At 59.2% G+C, this 17,303-nt stretch carries 13 protein-coding genes; 6 read left to right on the forward strand and 7 right to left on the reverse strand.

The features are described from left to right. Positions 1 to 5: 5 nt before the first annotated feature. From moeA to AC1RN6_RS11105, 4 genes are all read right to left on the reverse strand, one after another. Positions 6 to 1,292, reverse strand: a complete 1,287-nt coding sequence (moeA, locus tag AC1RN6_RS11090; protein ID WP_493005276.1) for a molybdopterin molybdotransferase MoeA — start codon at positions 1,290 to 1,292, stop codon at positions 6 to 8. Further along, positions 1,289 to 1,948, reverse strand: coding sequence for a molybdenum cofactor guanylyltransferase MobA (gene mobA, locus AC1RN6_RS11095; protein WP_493005277.1), 660 nt, complete (start codon positions 1,946 to 1,948; stop codon positions 1,289 to 1,291). The genes moeA and mobA overlap by 4 nt, the downstream gene beginning before the upstream one ends. Continuing rightward, positions 1,948 to 3,084, reverse strand: coding sequence for a GTP 3',8-cyclase MoaA (gene moaA / locus AC1RN6_RS11100; RefSeq protein WP_493005279.1), 1,137 nt, complete (start codon positions 3,082 to 3,084; stop codon positions 1,948 to 1,950). The genes mobA and moaA overlap by 1 nt, the downstream gene beginning before the upstream one ends. Positions 3,085 to 3,333: 249 nt before the next feature. Further along, positions 3,334 to 6,411, reverse strand: a complete 3,078-nt coding sequence (locus AC1RN6_RS11105; RefSeq protein WP_493005280.1) for an Rne/Rng family ribonuclease — start codon at positions 6,409 to 6,411, stop codon at positions 3,334 to 3,336. Between the two features lie 687 nt (positions 6,412 to 7,098). Here AC1RN6_RS11105 and AC1RN6_RS11110 point away from each other — a divergent pair. The 5 genes from AC1RN6_RS11110 to AC1RN6_RS11130 all read left to right on the forward strand — a co-directional run bounded on the left by AC1RN6_RS11110 (position 7,099) and on the right by AC1RN6_RS11130 (position 11,345). Then, positions 7,099 to 8,133, forward strand: coding sequence for an RluA family pseudouridine synthase (locus AC1RN6_RS11110; RefSeq protein ID WP_493005282.1), 1,035 nt, complete (start codon positions 7,099 to 7,101; stop codon positions 8,131 to 8,133). Positions 8,134 to 8,189: 56 nt separating this feature from the next. Then, a complete protein-coding gene (locus tag AC1RN6_RS11115; RefSeq protein WP_493005284.1) occupies positions 8,190 to 8,849 on the forward strand; it encodes an HAD-IA family hydrolase in 660 nt (219 codons plus the stop codon). Between the two features lie 30 nt (positions 8,850 to 8,879). Next, positions 8,880 to 9,251, forward strand: coding sequence for a Rieske (2Fe-2S) protein (locus AC1RN6_RS11120; RefSeq protein WP_493005285.1), 372 nt, complete (start codon positions 8,880 to 8,882; stop codon positions 9,249 to 9,251). Positions 9,252 to 9,321: 70 nt separating this feature from the next. After that, positions 9,322 to 10,371, forward strand: coding sequence for a S49 family peptidase (locus AC1RN6_RS11125; protein ID WP_493005287.1), 1,050 nt, complete (start codon positions 9,322 to 9,324; stop codon positions 10,369 to 10,371). A gap of 83 nt (positions 10,372 to 10,454) precedes the next feature. Continuing rightward, positions 10,455 to 11,345: an alpha/beta hydrolase gene (locus tag AC1RN6_RS11130; RefSeq protein ID WP_493005289.1), complete on the forward strand. Its 891-nt coding sequence runs from the start codon at positions 10,455 to 10,457 to the stop codon at positions 11,343 to 11,345. Between the two features lie 15 nt (positions 11,346 to 11,360). On the opposite strand, the gene AC1RN6_RS11135 is transcribed toward AC1RN6_RS11130, so the two are convergent. Further along, entirely contained in the window at positions 11,361 to 12,113 is a 753-nt protein-coding gene (locus AC1RN6_RS11135; protein ID WP_493005291.1) for an SAM-dependent methyltransferase, read from the reverse strand. Between the two features lie 260 nt (positions 12,114 to 12,373). Here AC1RN6_RS11135 and AC1RN6_RS11140 point away from each other — a divergent pair, with 260 nt between their 5' ends. Next, on the forward strand, positions 12,374 to 13,831 hold the full coding sequence (locus AC1RN6_RS11140) for a Ppx/GppA phosphatase family protein (RefSeq protein ID WP_493005293.1): 1,458 nt from the start codon (positions 12,374 to 12,376) through the stop codon (positions 13,829 to 13,831). Positions 13,832 to 13,935: 104 nt separating this feature from the next. Here AC1RN6_RS11140 and AC1RN6_RS11145 read toward each other — a convergent pair whose 3' ends face one another. Together AC1RN6_RS11145 and AC1RN6_RS11150 are read right to left on the reverse strand one after the other, a co-directional pair. Next, positions 13,936 to 15,594, reverse strand: coding sequence for a peptide chain release factor 3 (locus tag AC1RN6_RS11145; RefSeq protein WP_493005294.1), 1,659 nt, complete (start codon positions 15,592 to 15,594; stop codon positions 13,936 to 13,938). Positions 15,595 to 15,840: 246 nt separating this feature from the next. Continuing rightward, entirely contained in the window at positions 15,841 to 17,241 is a 1,401-nt protein-coding gene (locus tag AC1RN6_RS11150) for a DUF3300 domain-containing protein (RefSeq protein ID WP_493005295.1), read from the reverse strand. Positions 17,242 to 17,303: the final 62 nt, after the last annotated feature.

Below are 17,303 nucleotides of genomic sequence, written 5' to 3' on the forward strand. Positions count from 1 at the left end.
TCTCCTTACGTCAAGCCGTCGAACAGTACGACCTGCACCGCATCGCCGGCGGTCACGTCGCCTTGCGCATCGTCCAGCACGATGATGCAGTTGGCGTCCGACATGGAGCGCAAGATGCCAGAACCCTGGGCTCCGGTCAGCCGCACTTTCCATTCGCCGTCATCGCCAGCCGCCAGAATGCCGCGCTGGTATTCGGTGCGGCCCGGTTTCTTGCGGATGGCGGACAAGGATTTTACTTTCAGACGCGGCAGCGGACTGGCGTTGGCGCCCGACATGCGCAGCAAGGCGTCGCGCACGAAGAAATAGAAGCTGACCATGACTGCCACCGGATTGCCGGGCAAGCCGAACAGATAGGCGCCGCGGCCTTGCGAGGCGATGCGGCCGAAGGCCATGGGACGGCCCGGACGCATGCCGATTTTCCAGAACAGCATGTCGCCCAGCTTCGTCATGGTCGGCTTGGTGTAGTCGGCGGCGCCGACCGACACGCCGCCGGAGGTGATGACGGCGTCGGCATGTTCGCAGGCGCTGCGGAACGCTGCCTCCATCGCAACCGGATCGTCCTTCACCACGCCCATGTCGATAATGTCGCAACCCAGGCGCGTCAGCATGCCGTAGAGCGTGTAGCGATTTGAGTCGTAGACGCAGCCCGGTTCAAGCGGCTCGCCGACGGAACGCAATTCGTCGCCGGTGGAAAAGAACGCCACGCGCAGGCGTCGCTTGACGCCGATTTCGGCTACGCCCAGAGATGCCAGCAAGCCGATATCGGCCGGACGCAGGATCTTGCCGGCGCGCAGCGCGACCTGGCCATCGCGCAAATCTTCTCCGCGCAGACGGCGGTTGTCGCCGCGGCGTACGCGCCCGGCAGGAATGGTCACGGACGTATCGTCGGCGTTCTCGGTAAATTCTTGTGGGATCACCGTATCGCAATCGGCAGGCATGGCTGCACCGGTCATGATGCGTACGCATTCGCCGCTGGCGACGGCACCGTCAAAGCGCTGTCCGGCATGAACACTGGCAACAATGCGCAAATTCAATGTTTTACCGTCGGCCAGATCGTCGCCGCGCAGGGCGTAACCGTCCATGGCGGAATTGTCGTTGGCCGGCACATCGATGGTGGAGACGATGTCGGTCGCCAGCGTGCGGTCAAGAGCGCTGCGGATGGCGACTTGCTCGACCGATTCGATCGGCTGTACGAAGTCGTGGATGATCTTCTGTGCTTGCGGCACGGTCATGGCGTCGGGGTCGTAACCCGAAACGCAGCTGACGATGTCGGACAGGGAGAGTTGAGTCATTTATTCTGATTCCAGTTTTTCGATTTTGCCGTTCGATTCCAACTCAATTCCAAGGTCTGCAGTTCTTGCAAGGTGTTGACGTTGCTGAAGGCTGCTTCGTCATCGAAGTGGACTTCGGCGGTACGGATACAGGCAAACCAGCGTTCCATCTTGCGGCCGTCGTCTTGCAAAAATTGCGTCAGCGAAGGCAGCAGCGTTTTTTTCAGTAGGCAGAACACCGGATGGCGCTGTTGTTGGTCATGAAGGCCGGTAACGGCAAGCGCCGCATCGGCGTTGTTTTGTTCCAGTCCCTCAGCGAGTCTGGCAACCAGATCAGCGGGCAGTAACGGCGAATCGCACGGTACGGCAGCCAGGTAATCGGTAGCGCAATGCGTCAGGCCGCTGTGCAGCCCTGCCAGCGGGCCGGGGAAGTCTGCCAGCAGGTCCTTCCACACCGGGGCGTCAAAAGCAGCGCCAAGCGCTGCATAGTCGTTTTCATGGCGATTGGCATTGATGGCGAGGCGGTCAACCTGCGGAGAAAGGCATTCCAACGCATGTGCCGCCAGCGCTTTGCCATGAAACGTCTGCAAACCTTTGTCGACGTGCCCCATACGGCTGCCGCGTCCGCCTGCCAGTACCAGTCCCGTAATTTGTGGGGCGGCGATGGACACGGCCATCACCCGCCGATATACGACATTTCCACCTTACGGACTTGCGGCATCGATGTCGTGGATGTGTCCTTGTTCTCGCTACGCAGTTCAGAATAGCGATCGCCGCGCTGGCGCCACAGGCTGGCGATAGCGGAAGAGATTTCTGCATCGCTGCGCTCCCCGCGCAACAGGCCGCGCAGGTCGTGGCCTTCACTGGCGAACAGGCAGGTGTAGATTTTTCCTTCGGTGGAGAGGCGTGCGCGGCTGCAATCTTGGCAGAAAGCCTGCGTCACGCTGGAGATGACGCCGATTTCATTGCCACCCTTGCCGTTGCCGTCTTTGTAGCGCCAGCGCTGTGCAGTTTCGCCGGCATAGTTGGCGTCGATCGCTTCCAGCGGCATCTCGGCGTTGATGCGCGCGATCACCTCGCTGGAAGGCACGACTTCATCCATGCGCCAGCCGTTGGAGCTGCCGACGTCCATGTATTCGATGAAACGCAGGACAAACGGCGAGTTCTTGAAATACCGCGCCATCGGCAGGATTTCGTGATCGTTGACGCCTTTTTTGACCACCATGTTGATCTTGATCGGACCCAGGCCGACTTTGTGGGCGACTTCCAGTCCATGCAGGATTTGCGAGACTGATACGTCGACGTCGTTCATGCGTTTGAAGTTGGCATCGTCCAGCGAGTCCAGCGAAACAGTGACGCGCTTCAGGCCTGCGTCTTTCAAGGCCTGCGCTTTTTGCGCCAGCAGGGTGCCGTTGGTAGTCAGGGTCAGGTCGAGTTCGCGGCCATCGGGCGTTTTGATTGCATGCAGCATACCGATCAGGCGTTCCAGATGCTTGCGCAGCAGCGGTTCGCCGCCGGTCAGGCGGATCTTTTCAACGCCATGGGCGACGAACAGTGTGGCGAGACGGGTAATTTCTTCAAAAGACAGCAAAGAGGAGTGCGGCAGGAAGCTGTAGTCCTTGTCGAACACTTCCTTGGGCATGCAGTAGACGCAGCGGAAGTTGCAGCGGTCGGTGACCGAAATGCGCAGGTCGTGCAGCGGACGCATCAGGGCATCGCTCAGAAAGCCGGTCGGTGCTTCCAGCAGCGCGGGAATGGCTGCGAAGCCGCCGATCGGGCGTTCGTCGAAGATGGGGATGATGCGCTTGTTCATACTCGCTACGATAGCACGAGGCAAGGGATTAGACAGTGTACAGAACCAATATCCGCAACAAGGCACAGCGTATAGTTTGGCTGTATTTTTTGTTTCTGGCGGGAAAAACGCCGACTGCGGCAATTGTCCTGCGTGAGCGGCCTTTAGCTTGTTTTATTACCGAAACAGCAGACGAGAAAAAAGGGAGTTTTCACTCCCTTTTTTCATTCTGGTGCAACGTCGGCATCAGTGCATGCCGACGCGAGTGCATCAACGACGGGTTTCGACCTGAACCAGAGGCTCTGTCGATTGCGGCGGCAATGGCTTGCGTTCGCGCGGGACGCGTGCCGGCGGCACGATCTGGGCTGCGGCAGCTTGGGCGGCGCGCAGTTTTTCCGGATCGGTGCTTGCCAGGGTCAGACCGGCCGACGACAGCATGTCATGCAGGTCATTCCATTGCTGCTTGCCGTTGGCGGCTGGTGCGGTTGCCTGAGCCGGCGCAGGAGCAGCTGCAACCGGTGCCGGTTCCACGGCTGCCGGAGCGGCTGCTTCAGGCAGCAAGCTGATTTGTTGCGGTGCCGTAGCAGCTACCGGTGCTTCTGCAACGACAGGAGCCGGGGCAGGTGCGACTGGCGCGGTTTCAACAACAGGTTCTGCAATGACCGGAGCAGTAGCGACCGGCGCCGGAGCAGCAGGCGTTTCTGCAGCGATCGCGACTGGTTCCTGAACAGGAGCAGGTGCAGGTGTCGGGGCTGCTTCAGCTGCAGATGCTGCTGCAACAGGCTCGGCGGCAGGAGCTGCAACAGGAGCAACTGCGGGAACTGCCACTTCAGCAGCCGTATTCACCACTGCTGGTGCTGTCGGTGCTGCAGGTGCTGCGGGTGCTGCGGGTGCTTTTTCGTACCAGGGACGTTCTGCTGCATCGTCAGCCGGTGCTGCCGCTTGTGCTGCAACTGGAGCCGGCTCTTCGCCATCGGCCAGTTCGCCTTCAGCGTTTTCACCGCCGACGTTATCGCCTTGTTCGCGATCACGGCGATTACGGTTGCGGCCACCGCGACGGCGACGACGGCGTGGTTCGCCTTCTTCAGCCGCGCCTTCGACTTGATTGCCGACGACTTGTGCGGATTCGGCGCCTTCAACCGCGACGGCTGCGACACCGGTTGCCAGTGCGGCTTCCAATGGCAATGCCTCGTCAGCTTTCGGCAGATCCTTGCGTTCTTCGCGTGGTGGACGCGGCTGGCGTGGCTGACGCGGTTCGCGTGCTTCGCTTCCTTCGCGCGGCTCGCGGGTTTCACGGCCTTCGCGTGGTTGGCGAGGCTCGCGCGATTCACGCGGTTCGCGGTCGCCACGGCCTTCTGCGCCTTCGCGCGATTCACGTGGCTCGCGTGGTTCACGTGCTTCCTTCGGTTCACGTGGCGGGCGCGGCGGACGTGCTGGTTTGCCTTCGACGTCCTGCTTGCCGGACTCTTCGCGGGCATTTTTCTCCGGCGCTGCGCCGTCACGCTCTTCGCGCTCGTTGCGGTTGCGGCCGTTGCGGTTGCGGCCATTGCGGTTACGGCTGTTGCGGTCGGCGTGGTCGCGCTTTTGCGGTGTCTTGGTTTCGGCCGGGGCGACGACAGGAGCCGGTTCTGCCGGCTTGGCGCGGAAGAAGCTCCAGATCTTGCTGAAGAAGCCCGATTCCGGCGCCAGCGTCGGTACCGGTTCTGCCGGAGCGGCGACCTTGCGTTCGACGATAGGAGCAGGCTGGTCAGGGGTGATGCCCTTGACGACGGCTTCCTGACGCGGCTTGACGTCTTCCTTCTGGCGCTTGCTGTAACCGATGTCGGTTTCGGCTTGTTCGGCCATGGCGTAGCTGGCTTGCGCGTCGTCCAGGCGCGGATCGTCGTGCTTGATGCGTTCGAGCTTGTAGTGCGGCGTTTCCAGATGCTTGTTCGGAATCATGATGACCGTCACGCGGTGGCGTGTTTCGATCTTCAGGATTTCGCCGCGCTTTTCGTTGAGCAGGAAAGCGGCGACATCGACCGGTGCCTGCACGTGGATGGCGGCGGAGTTTTCCTTCATTGCTTCTTCCTGGATGATGCGCAGGACTTGCAATGCGGACGATTCGGTATCGCGGATGTGGCCGGTGCCGTTGCAGCGCGGGCAGGTCACGTGGCTGCCTTCGGACAGCGACGGACGCAGGCGCTGGCGCGACAGTTCCATCAGACCGAAGCGCGAAATCTTGCCCATCTGGACGCGGGCACGGTCGTGGTGCAGGGCGTCTTTCAGGCGGGATTCGACTTCACGCTGGTTCTTGGCGTTTTCCATGTCGATGAAGTCGATGACGATCAGGCCGCCCAGATCGCGCAAGCGCAATTGGCGGGCCACTTCGTCGGCAGCTTCAAGATTGGTGTAGAACGCGGTGGTTTCGATGTCGGAACCGCGGGTGGCGCGGGCCGAGTTGACGTCGACCGAAACCAGGGCTTCGGTATGGTCGATCACGATGGCGCCGCCCGATGGCAGCGGCACGGTGCGCGAGTAGGCGGTTTCGATCTGGTGTTCGATCTGGAAGCGCGAGAACAGCGGCACGTCGTCGTGGTAGCGCTTGACGCGGTGAACCATGTCCGGCATCACGTGCGCCATGAACTGCTGGGCTTGTTCGTGGATGTCGTCGGTGTCGATCAGGATTTCGCCGATGTCAGGCTGGAAATAATCGCGGATCGCGCGGATCACCAGCGAGGACTCCTGATAAATCAGGAAAGCGCCGGAACCGGACTGGCCGGCGCCTTCGATGGCGCGCCAGAGTTGCATCAGGTAGTTCAAGTCCCATTGCAGTTCGTCGACGTTGCGGCCGATGCCTGCAGTGCGGGCGATGACGGACATGCCGTTTGGCAGGTCCAGCTTGTCCATGGTTTCGCGCAGTTCCTGGCGGTCTTCGCCTTCGACACGGCGGGAGACGCCGCCGCCGCGCGGATTGTTTGGCATCAGGACCAGGTAGCGGCCTGCCAGGGAGATGAACGAGGTCAGGGCTGCGCCCTTGTTGCCGCGTTCTTCCTTCTCAACCTGGACGATGATTTCCTGGCCTTCGCGCAGGGCTTCCTTGATGGAAGCGTTGCGGACATCAATGCCTTCCTTGAAGTAGGTGCGGGCAACTTCCTTGAACGGCAAGAAGCCGTGGCGCTCTTCGCCGTAATTGACGAAGCAGGCTTCCAGGGAAGGTTCGATGCGGGTGATGACGCCTTTGTAAATGTTGGATTTACGCTGTTCGCGTCCGGTGGCTTCAATATCGATGTCGATCAGTTTTTGACCGTCAACGATGGCTACGCGCAATTCTTCCTGCTGCGTAGCGTTGAACAACATACGTTTCATGTTTCACTCCGTGGCACTGAGGCCGTAATGGCGCTTTTTAAAAGTACGCCATAAGTACAAGGATGTACGCGAGAACGAAGTGATTGGGGGAGGGAATTGCCTTAGTGTGTGAAGTGCGCCTTGATGGCGGCGGCACTCATGCACAACGGGGCGCGGATGCGGTGAACCGGGAAGCCGAGCAACTCCGTATCCACGCTTGCCGTTCCGCATGAGGCGGTCACGGTCGCTGTGGACGGTAAGTTGTCATTAAGAGCCAAACGAAGCATTTTTCTAAAAGTTGGCAAATCGGCGAATCGGGTTCAACTGCATCAACCGGCAAGCACTTCGTTTTTCAACTGAAGGTCTTGCCAGACTTTATCCTGATAATCCAAGCACATCTGTTCAACATCCAAGTGCGTTATCCGATTGCAACTGCGGTGCAAACTGGACTCGCGCAGGGATGATGCGTACACGTTTTTGAGGAACCGTCCAATCCGCGCGGAGAAATGTCGCGTCCACAATGTCTTCGTAGGGTGTACGAGGCTTGCCGACAGGACCCTGTCGCCGCATGCTGCGATTTTTCGTGGTTCCCCCCATCAAATTTGCAAATTAGCGAGGCTGATGAAGACGCCTCTGTGTAGAATGGTCTTTTTTATTCTTACACTGACACCGGTTTTCTGACCAGCGTCGAGCGATTATATATTCAAAATGAAGGACTTAGCGAGATTTTCTGGGAAGACGCCTGAAAAGCCTGAATCACCAGCGTCTACCCAATCTGCACCTGCTTCGCCGCAAGTCCAGCTGCTCACGATTTCGGAAGAGGAAGCCGGTCAACGCATTGACAATTTCCTCTTGCGCGTCTGCAAGGGCGTGCCCAAAAGCCATATCTACCGTGTCCTGCGCTCCGGCGAAGTACGTGTCAACAAGGGCCGTATCGACCAGACTTATCGTCTGCAAGACGGGGACGTCCTGCGCGTGCCGCCGATCCGCATTGCCGAAAAGGCGTCTGCCGCAGTCGCCCCCGGCGCAGAGTTTAAAATATTGCTGGAAGACAATCATCTGCTGGTGATCGACAAGCCCGCCGGCGTTGCCGTGCATGGCGGCTCGGGCGTCAGTTATGGCGTCATCGAGCAACTTCGGGCCTCGCGTCCGGACGCCAAATTTCTGGAGCTGGTGCATCGCCTTGATCGCGATACGTCGGGGATTTTGTTGCTGGCAAAGAAACGTTCTGCGCTGACCAACCTGCACGAGCAGATCCGCGACGGCCTGACTGACAAGCGTTATCTGACGCTGGTGCACGGCGACTGGAAGAATGCGCGCCAGCATATCAAGCTGCCGCTGCACAAATACAGCACCGCCGACGGCGAACGCCGCGTGCGGGTGCAGGAAGACGGCCAGGCTTCGCATACCGTGTTTTCGCTGATTCGCCGTTATGGTGAATTTGCCTTGCTGGAAGCGGAACTGAAAACCGGCCGCACACACCAAATACGCGTGCACTTGTCGGCCAGCGGTTTTGCGATCGTCGGCGACGACAAGTACGGCGATTTCACGCTGAATAAAGCATTGCAGAAGGCGGACGGCGAACGCGCCGCCTTCAAGCGCATGTTTTTGCATGCGCACCAGATCAGTTTCACGCATCCGGACAGCGGCAAGACGGTGACACTCAAGGCAGGTCTGCCGCCGGAATGCCAGCGCTTCCTGAAAAGCCTGGATGCAACTGACACCGGGGCGGAAACCTCCTGATCAGTACGATGGCCAGCCACCCGTACACCCATTTTGATTATGTTGAAAAGTGAAACATGGCAAGAAAGCAATTTGATTTAATCGTGTTCGATTGGGACGGCACGCTGATGGATAGCACGTCGACCATCGTCAGGTGCATTCAGGCAGCCGCCCGCGATCTGGGTTTGCCCATTCCCGACAAAAGCGCTGCTTCCTACGTGATCGGCCTGGGTTTGCAGGATGCCATGCAGGCGGCGATTCCCGATGTCGATCCCAAGTATTACCCGCGCATCGTGGAGCGCTATCGCCATCACTATCTCGGACAGGACAAGGATCTGACCCTGTTCGACGGCGTCAAAGAAATGCTGGACGACCTCGGGCAGCAAGGCTATTTTCTGGCGGTCGCTACCGGCAAGAGCCGCGTCGGCCTGAACCGCGCGCTCAACAGCACCAAGCTGCTGTCGATGTTCGATGCCACGCGTTGTGCCGATGAAACTTTTTCCAAGCCGCATCCTGCCATGCTGCAAGAACTCACGCGCGAGCTGGGGCAGGAGATGAGCCGCACACTGATGATCGGCGACACCACGCATGACCTGCAAATGGCCATTAATGCAGGTGCGGCCGGGGTTGCGGTAGAATTCGGCGCGCATCCGGTCGAGCAGTTGCAGGCGCTGAACCCGTTGTATAGCGCCGGTTCGATCAAGGTACTGCATCAGTGGCTCAATGAAAACGCGTAGCAACGCATAGAAACACCAGGGAAACCTCCAATGGACGAAGTGGCGATTCCGGTATGTGATTCGGCAGATATCGAAGAAGGCGGCAAGGGCAAGCGTTTTTCGGTGTCGGTGCACGGTGACGATGCCACCGGCTTCGTGGTGCGCTATGGCGGCGCTGTGTACGGTTATCTGAATCGCTGTGCGCACGTGCCGATTGAACTCGACTGGGCCGAAGGCGAGTTCTTCGAGTCCAGCGGTTTATACATCATGTGCGCTACCCATGGCGCCGTATATGCCCCCGACACCGGCAAATGCGAAGGCGGTCCTTGCCGCGGCGCGCGTTTGCGTAAGATCATGGTGTTTGAGAAAGACGGCGGCATCTTCTGGACGCCCGATGACTATGTAAGGCCCGCGCTGGCATAAGCCATGCGGGAACCCAGGCAGCCGAAGCCGGCACGTTGGCTTTCTTCGGGCTGCCTATCAGAGTGACGATATGAGCAATAACGAATTCGAAAATCCTCAGGCGCAACCGCCACAATCGCCGCCACCGGTGCCGCCGGCTGCCGTCCCGCCTACGACCGGCGCATCGGCCTCAGCCGATGACAAGAAGGGCGGCTGGGAACGCGACGTGCTGGAAAAGCTGGCGCTGTTCGCCGTCAAGGAGCAACGCGCGCGCCGCCGCTGGAGCATTTTCTTCAAAATCGCCGGGCTGGCCGTGTTTGTTTTCGTGATCTGGTCGGCATTCAACTACACCAAGTCGGATGCGGAGCCGGTCGGCACGCATACTGCGCTGGTTGAAATCAACGGCACCATCGAGGCCGAAGGCCGCGGTTCGGCAGCAGCCGTCATCCCGGCGCTGGATAAGGCATTCGCCGCCGACGATTCGATGGGGGTCATTCTCAAGATAAACAGCCCCGGCGGCAGCCCGGTACAAGCCGGCATGATCAACGACGAGATCGTGCGCCTGCGCAAGGAATACCCAAAGAAGCCGCTGTACGTGGTGGTGGAAGAAATGTGCGCATCCGGCGGTTATTACATCGCGGCGGCGGCAGACAAGATTTACGTTAACAAGGCCAGCATCGTCGGTTCCATCGGCGTGTTGATGGATGGCTTCGGCTTCACCGGTCTGATGGACAAGGTGGGCGTTGAGCGCCGTCTGCTGACTGCCGGCGAGAACAAGGGTTTCATGGATCCGTTCAGCCCGCAAAACGCCAAGCAAAAAGAATATGCCCAACAAATGCTGAGCGACATTCACCAGCAGTTCATCGATGCCGTGCGCAAGGGTCGTGGCCAGCGATTGAAGGAAACGCCGGAAACTTTCTCCGGCCTGTTCTGGATCGGCTCCAAAGCGGTTGAGATGGGCTTGGCCGATGGTTACGGCACCGTCGACAGCGTGGCGCGCGACGTGATCAAGGCGGAAGATCTGGTCGACTACACACAGACCGAAGGTCTGCCTGAGCGCGTGCTGAAGAAGTTCGGCGTGGCGGTCGGCAGCGGCGTCGCCAAGTCGATGCTGTCTGGCGGCGCGATTCAACTGCGGTAATTTGTTCGCAGGAAAAAATTAAAAAGGCGGCGGCTTCGTCGCCTTTTTTTATCGGTAATGACAATCGAGTGCGGGAGACGGCGATGCATGCAATCAGACACCCGGGAAATCTGATCTCTATCGTCTGGCGTGTAGCCAAGCGTGCGTTTCAAGCGCTCATCCTGAGCTTGTTGCTTGCACCGCTCGTCGTCGAGACGGCGTGGTCGCAGATAAATCCGGCGGTGCAATTTTCCCGACAGGTGGTCGACGTGCCGACGCGTCCCGGCGTCACGCAGCGCTTTGTCTATCTGGTTCCGCAGCATCCGCTCGCGACAGTGATTCTGTTTGCCGGCGGGCAGGGTGGATTACAGATTTCAGCCGAGGGCGACTTCAAGGGCGGTGGCGGTAACTTCCTCGTGCGATCGCGTCAGTTGTTTGTCGAGCACGGTTTTGCCGTCGCGGTCGTCGATGCGCCGTCAGACCGGCAATCTTTTCCGTTTCTCGGCGGCTTTCGCCAGACCTCCCAGCATGTGGAAGACATCAAGGCGGTGATGACGTGGCTACGGCAGCAGCCGGCAGGAATGCCCGTCTGGCTGATCGGCACCAGCCGCGGTACGCAATCCGCAGCTTTCATTGCAACGCAGCTAGACCGCGCCAATGGCGGGCCGGACGGGTTGGTGCTGACGTCGACCATTCTGCGCGACAACAAAGGCGGCCGCGCCGTGCCTGACATGCAACTCCAGCGCTTGCGTATTCCTGTGTTGGTCGTGCACCACGAGCAGGACGGATGCAAGCTGTGTGCGTTCAGTGACATCCCTCGCCTGATGGATGCGCTCAGTCCGGTGTCGCAAAAGGAGTTGATCAGCGTGCGCGGTGGAACAAGCCAGGGCGATCCTTGCGAGGCCATGGCCTATCACGGCTATAACGGTATCGAGCTGGAGGTGGTGACGCGCATCGCCGACTGGATCACCGCCAGTGTCGGCCGCAAGGAGTGATGTGTTTGCGACGGCTTAATCTGCCAGCAGCAAGAACACAGTTGGCTTCTTGTGAAAGTCGGGTGTCTTGCCGGCAGCGATATCGCTTTTCCATCTGCTCGCCGTTTGCGTTCTGATGGCTTCGCTGGCCAGCGTCAGATCGGTTGCAACGCTGATGAGCGTGGTGCCGTTGCAGGCATTGGCCAGCGCTTCCAGCATGGCGCCGTTGCGGTAGGGGGTTTCGATCAGCAATTGCGTCTGCTTTTCCTGGCGCGAGCGTTCTTCCAATTGCTTGATGCGCTTGGCGCGTTGCGCCGCGTCGGTCGGCAGATAGCCGTTGAAGGCAAAGCTCTGACCGTTCAGGCCGCTGCTCATCACCGCCAGCAACAAGGACGAGGGACCGACCAGCGGACGCACCTGTATGCCTTGCTGATGCGCCAGTCGAACCAGATTGGCTCCGGGGTCCGCCACTGCCGGTACGCCGGCTTCCGAAATCAATCCCGCATCTTGTCCCGCCAGCAATGGCGCCAGCAAGACCGGTAATGCGGCTGCTTCGGTGTTGACGTTGAGTTCGGCGATCTTGATTTCCTGTAAAGGTTTGGCCAAGGGATAATTGGCGTTGATCAGTTTCAGGAAGGCGCGCGTGGTCTTGGCGTTTTCCGCAACAAAATAATCGAGGCGGGCGGCAAGCGCCTGCACTTCGGCCGGCAGGATGGAGGCGAGCACGTCGCCGTCCACTGTGTCGGACGGACCCAGAGTATTGGGCACGAGATAAAGAATACCGGGCATGTTTAAATCGTTAAAATAAGGGCTGGCGCTATTAGACCTTATTTCACCGTTGACCGCGAGCATGTTTGTGTTGCCTGATGTATGCAAGGCCGTGTATTTGCAGGCTTTTCAAGATAACGAGAAGGTCTTTGGCGACGTGTTGTCAGATTCGTGCGGATGTCATGAAACTGTCATGCTAGGCAACTATTGTGTCAGTTCGTCAGCATTTTTAAAAATTTGCTAAATAATTTCCGGTAATACCCCCGATTGAAAGGGATTGAATGTTTGCAGCAGTAGATCTTGGTTCCAACAGCTTCCGTATGCACATAGGCAAGCATGAGGGCGATTCGATACGCGTGATCAAGAGCGCGCGCGACCCCATTCGCCTGGCAGCCGGCTTGGACAAGAACGGGAAGCTGACGCCGCAGGCGATTGCCAGCGCGGTCGATTCCCTGGCGCGTTTCCGCACGATCTTGCGCGATTACCAGCTGGATGCGGTACGCGTGGTGGCCACCAATACCTTGCGCGTGGCCAAAAATGCACACGAATTTTTGCCCGACGCTGAGCGCGCCATCGGCTATCCGGTGGAAATTATTTCCGGCGAGGAAGAGGGGCGCCTGATTTACATGGGGGTCGCCGGTGCTTTGGCGCTGCCGGATGAAGATCGTCTGGTGATCGATATCGGAGGTGGTTCCACCGAAGTCATTCTGGGTCGCGGTAGTGATATCAAGCGCGTGGAGTCCTTCGGCATCGGTACGGTGAATCAGAGTCAGGCGTTTTTCCCGGACGGCGTCATCAATGAAGAATCCTTTGAACGCGCCATTCTGTCGGCGCGCTCGCACGTGGAAGACGCTGTCGTACCATTCGGCGCACAGCATCGCAGCAAGGTCTATGGATCGTCGGGCACCATGCGCGCGATTGCCGATACGATTGCCCGCAATGGCATGGGTGATGGTCGCGTCACACCGGCCAGCGTCGAAGAACTGAAGCAGCGCCTGATCGCCTTCGGTCATGCCGGCAATATCGAGCTCGCCGGCATGAAGTCGGACCGCGCGCTAGTCATCATGGGTGGTCTGGCCGTGTTGATCGGTTTGATGCAGGAACTGAACATCTCCGTGATCACTCCGGTGGAAGCCGGTTTGCGCATGGGTGTGATGTGGGACTTGCAGTTGCGCGCCACGCAGCGTGATCGCCGCGAACAATCCGTGGATGATTTCAGCCGCCGTTTCCACATCGACGAGTTGCGCGCGCGTCAGGTTGCAGAGACGGCGCTTGGTTTCTTCGAAATGCTCAAGCCCGGCAACGAGGTCTACGCAAAGTACCTGAACTGGAGCGCCTTGCTGCACGAAGCCGGTCTGGTCGTGTCGCAAAGCAGCTATCACAAACATTCTTCCTACCTGATCGCCAACGCCGATCTGCCCGGCTTCACTACCCGCGAGCAGCGCGTGATGAGCACACTGATCCTCGGCCAGAAAGGCAATCTGCGCAAAATCGGGGAGGTGCTGTCCGATGCCGACTTCGCCAAGGCGGTGCTGGCTTTGCGTCTGGCGGTGATGTTCATGCACTCGCATATCACCCTGGACTGGGATGACATTCGCCTGAAGATGAAAAATCGCATCGATCTGGAAATCAAACGCGACTGGGTACGTGATCATCCGACCGTGTCGTACTGGATGCAGAAAGAGCAGGAATGGTGGAGCGGCATCGGCGTCGATTTCTCGATTCGCGTCAACGCTTGATGAGCACCTGATGCTTTGATTGTCTCGTACGTATCTCACCGGAAATAAAAAATCCCCGCATCTGGCGGGGATTTTTTATTGCAACACGGGCAGACCCGATGCGCTTAATCCAGCTTGGCAGCGTGTTCGCGTGTCGCGTGGAAGGTGACTTCCGGCCAGCGTTCCTGCGTCAGGCGCAGGTTCACACCCGAGGTCGCCAGGTACGCGAGGTTGCCGGCGGCATCATGCGCCAGGTTGAAACCGGCCGAGGATTTTTCGAAATCGGCCAGCATCTTCTTGTCTTCGCAGGTCACCCAGCGCGCGCTGCTGATGCTGGTGCCTTCGAACACGGCGTCGACGCCGTATTCATTCAGCAAGCGGCTGGCCACGACTTCAAACTGCAGCACGCCGACCGCGCCGAGGATGAGGTCGCTGTTGTTGGTCGGCTTGAAGACCTGCACCGCGCCTTCTTCGCCGAGCTGCTGCAAGCCCTTGTGCAATTGCTTGATCTTGAGCGGATTGCGGATACGCGCAACGCGAAAGAAATCCGGCGCGAAGTAGGGGATGCCGGTGAACTGCAGCAGTTCGCCTTCGGAGAAGCTGTCGCCGATCTGCATGTTGCCGTGGTTCGGCAAGCCGATGATGTCGCCGGCGTAGGCTTCTTCCACCTGCTCGCGGCTCGATGCCATGAAGGTCACGACGGACGACACCTTGATCTCGCGGTTCAGGCGCAGATGCTTGAGTTTCATGCCGCGTTCGAAGCGGCCGGAACACACGCGCAGGAAGGCGATACGGTCGCGGTGAGCGGGGTCCATATTGGCCTGGATCTTGAACACGAAGCCCGAGAATGGCGCTTCGTTCGGCTCCACGCTGCGCACGGTGGCGTCGCGTCCACCGGGACCCGGAGCCCAGTCGAGCAGGGCGTTGAGGATTTCGCGCACGCCGAAGTTGTTGATCGCCGAACCGAAAAACACCGGTGTCTGGATGCCGGCCAGGAAGTCTTCCAGGCTGAACGGATGTGATGCGCCATGCACCAGTTCGACTTCCATCTTGAGCTGTTCGATTTCCAGCGGGAACATTTCCACCAGCTTGGGATTGTCGATGCCCTTGATGATTTCAACGTTGCCGTCGGCGCGTTCCTCGCCTGCCTTGAACAGCATGATTTCGTCGCGCAGCAGGTGATACACGCCGCGGAAGTTCTTGCCCATGCCGATCGGCCAGGTGACCGGCGCGCATTGAATCTTCAGCACCGATTCCAGTTCATCCAACAGTTCAAGCGGGTCGCGTGTTTCGCGGTCCATCTTGTTCATGAAGGTGATGATGGGCGTGTTGCGCATGCGGCAAACGTTGAGCAGCTTGATGGTCTGTTCTTCCACACCCTTGGCGGCATCGATCACCATCAACGCCGAGTCGACCGCCGTCAGCACACGGTAGGTATCTTCCGAGAAGTCCTGGTGGCCGGGGGTGTCGAGCAGGTTGACGACGTGGTCGCGGTACTCGAACTGCATCACCGAGCTTGCCACCGAGATGCCGCGCTGCTTTTCGATTTCCATCCAGTCGGACGTCGCATGGCGGCCGCTCTTGCGCGCCTTGACGGTACCGGCCAACTGAATTGCTCCTGAGAACAGCAGTAGCTTTTCGGTCAGCGTCGTCTTACCCGCATCCGGGTGGGAAATAATGCCGAAGGTGCGGCGTCGCGCCACTTCGCGAGCGATCAGCTCAAGCGGAGCCTTGCTGCGCGAGCCAGTGTCTTCGTTCTCGGAATCGGAAGTAATGTCTTGCATCGTAATTCGGTGGGTCGTAAGGCGTTAGCGATGAGAGCCATGAGCGGACTGTGCGCTCATTGAGAGCGAGGTCGCCTGATGGATGTGACGGAAACGAAAAAGGGCTGGAAGATCCAACCCTTCGGATAGCGTCCGGTCACGTCTCGGAAGCCGAGATTATAGCGTATTCAGGGCCATATTCGGCCAAGTTCATGGATGCGCCGGACAGCCGGCCTGCCTATGTTGCAGCCAGGCATTGCTTATCCCTTACTTGTCGTCATGGCGATTGGGGCGCTCTTCACGTTGTTGAGGCCTTGGCTCCGGCCGGGGCGCCGACTCGTGTCTTTCAGGAGGACGCGGCGGCGCTGTGCGAACTTCCGGCGCGGGTCTTTGTTGTTGCTGTTGCTGCTGGATGTGTTGTGCCTGGCGTTCCTGACGATGTTCGTTTTCCTGGCGAACTGGGCGAACGACAGGCATCTGCGGCGCCGGTGGGGCTGCATGTACTTGCGGCACCGGTTGCGGACGCGGAACAGCTTGCTGCGGTTGCGGTGGATTGTTCGGCGCCATGAGCGCTTGTGGAGGCCGTGCCTGCGGTGGCCGTTGGTCGTTTTGTGGATTGCGGTCAGGGCGGTCGCGATGGTCACGATTGTCGCGATTGTTAGGATTCTCGCGCTCGGCGGCAACCGGCGGCTGGCCGGGGCGTTGTTCGGGACGCGGCGCAACTGCAGGTGCTACGGCCTGCATGGGTGCATTCTGGGCACGGGGTGCCGGCGCGGCAGGCGCGATATTGAGGCGCGACACATTGCCCACGTCCGGACGGCGATCATTCGGGCCATTGCGGCGATTGTGCTGCCACACGACGGGTTGATTGTTGACGGTGACATTTCTGGTCACGTTGTTGGTGACATTGACGTTATTGATGCGGACATTGTTGACTAGCACATGATGCTGCCGCCAGTCGGGACGTGCATCGCTGTAGACCGAGCGGACGATACCGGTTCCCGCGCCGAAGAAGATACCCGTATTGATCGATACGTTATAGCTGGGCGGACGATAGCGCGGCGGCGGCGCCCAATATACCGGCGGGCGTTGCGGCCACCACCAGCCGCCGTATACGATGGTCGGATTGTAATAAGGCACATAGATCACCTGCGGATTGACCGGCTCGATCACGATGACCTGATCCTGTTCCAGGATGCGTTGCTGATTAGTCGATTGCAGGTTGCCGGCGATTTGCGCTTTGACGCGCAGGTTTTGTACGGTATCCATCACATTGGCCTGTTGCGACAGAAAGGCATCACCCAGGCGCTGCGTCCAATCCAGCTTGTCATTCATCATCGCCAGCACGGAAGGAAATTGCGCCAGCGACTTGACGCTGGGATCCCACGGCATGGGTGCAATGGCGCGCGCAAGACCGTCGCCTTGCAGGCCAGGGCGGCTGTCCATGAAGCGGGCGGCTTGCACAACTTCCAGAGGATAAGTCGCCGCCATCAACACTTGCGCCAACAGAGAATCAGGGTACAAGGCGATCGGCGCCAGCATCTGATCAAGGTCTTCCTGGGTAAATACTGCCGGAGGACGATTCATGTCTTGTGCGGAGACTTGCGACATGCCTGACGCCAGCGAGAAAATTGCAGTGGCGATCCAGGCGAGGCTTTTTTTATTCACGATGTTTCTCCTGACGTTGCGGGTGGTGCGAAAGAATCAGTCATCCATTCATGTCTATTTCG

The sequence above is a fragment of the Herbaspirillum sp. GW822-FHT03A08 genome (assembly GCF_058801885.1).

Bases quoted from the DNA above. Each gene is read 5' to 3' on its own strand.
- AC1RN6_RS11115 (WP_493005284.1), top strand. From the start codon at position 8,190: ATGGCAAGAAAGCAATTTGATTTAATCGTGTTCGATTGGGACGGCACG.
- AC1RN6_RS11105 (WP_493005280.1), bottom strand. From the start codon at position 6,411: ATGAAACGTATGTTGTTCAACGCTACGCAGCAGGAAGAATTGCGCGTA.
- AC1RN6_RS11140 (WP_493005293.1), top strand. From the start codon at position 12,374: ATGTTTGCAGCAGTAGATCTTGGTTCCAACAGCTTCCGTATGCACATA.
- moeA (WP_493005276.1), bottom strand. From the start codon at position 1,292: ATGACTCAACTCTCCCTGTCCGACATCGTCAGCTGCGTTTCGGGTTAC.
- mobA (WP_493005277.1), bottom strand. From the start codon at position 1,948: ATGGCCGTGTCCATCGCCGCCCCACAAATTACGGGACTGGTACTGGCA.
- AC1RN6_RS11125 (WP_493005287.1), top strand. From the start codon at position 9,322: ATGAGCAATAACGAATTCGAAAATCCTCAGGCGCAACCGCCACAATCG.
- AC1RN6_RS11130 (WP_493005289.1), top strand. From the start codon at position 10,455: ATGCATGCAATCAGACACCCGGGAAATCTGATCTCTATCGTCTGGCGT.
- AC1RN6_RS11135 (WP_493005291.1), bottom strand. From the start codon at position 12,113: ATGCCCGGTATTCTTTATCTCGTGCCCAATACTCTGGGTCCGTCCGAC.
- AC1RN6_RS11110 (WP_493005282.1), top strand. From the start codon at position 7,099: ATGAAGGACTTAGCGAGATTTTCTGGGAAGACGCCTGAAAAGCCTGAA.
- AC1RN6_RS11145 (WP_493005294.1), bottom strand. From the start codon at position 15,594: ATGCAAGACATTACTTCCGATTCCGAGAACGAAGACACTGGCTCGCGC.
- moaA (WP_493005279.1), bottom strand. From the start codon at position 3,084: ATGAACAAGCGCATCATCCCCATCTTCGACGAACGCCCGATCGGCGGC.
- AC1RN6_RS11120 (WP_493005285.1), top strand. From the start codon at position 8,880: ATGGACGAAGTGGCGATTCCGGTATGTGATTCGGCAGATATCGAAGAA.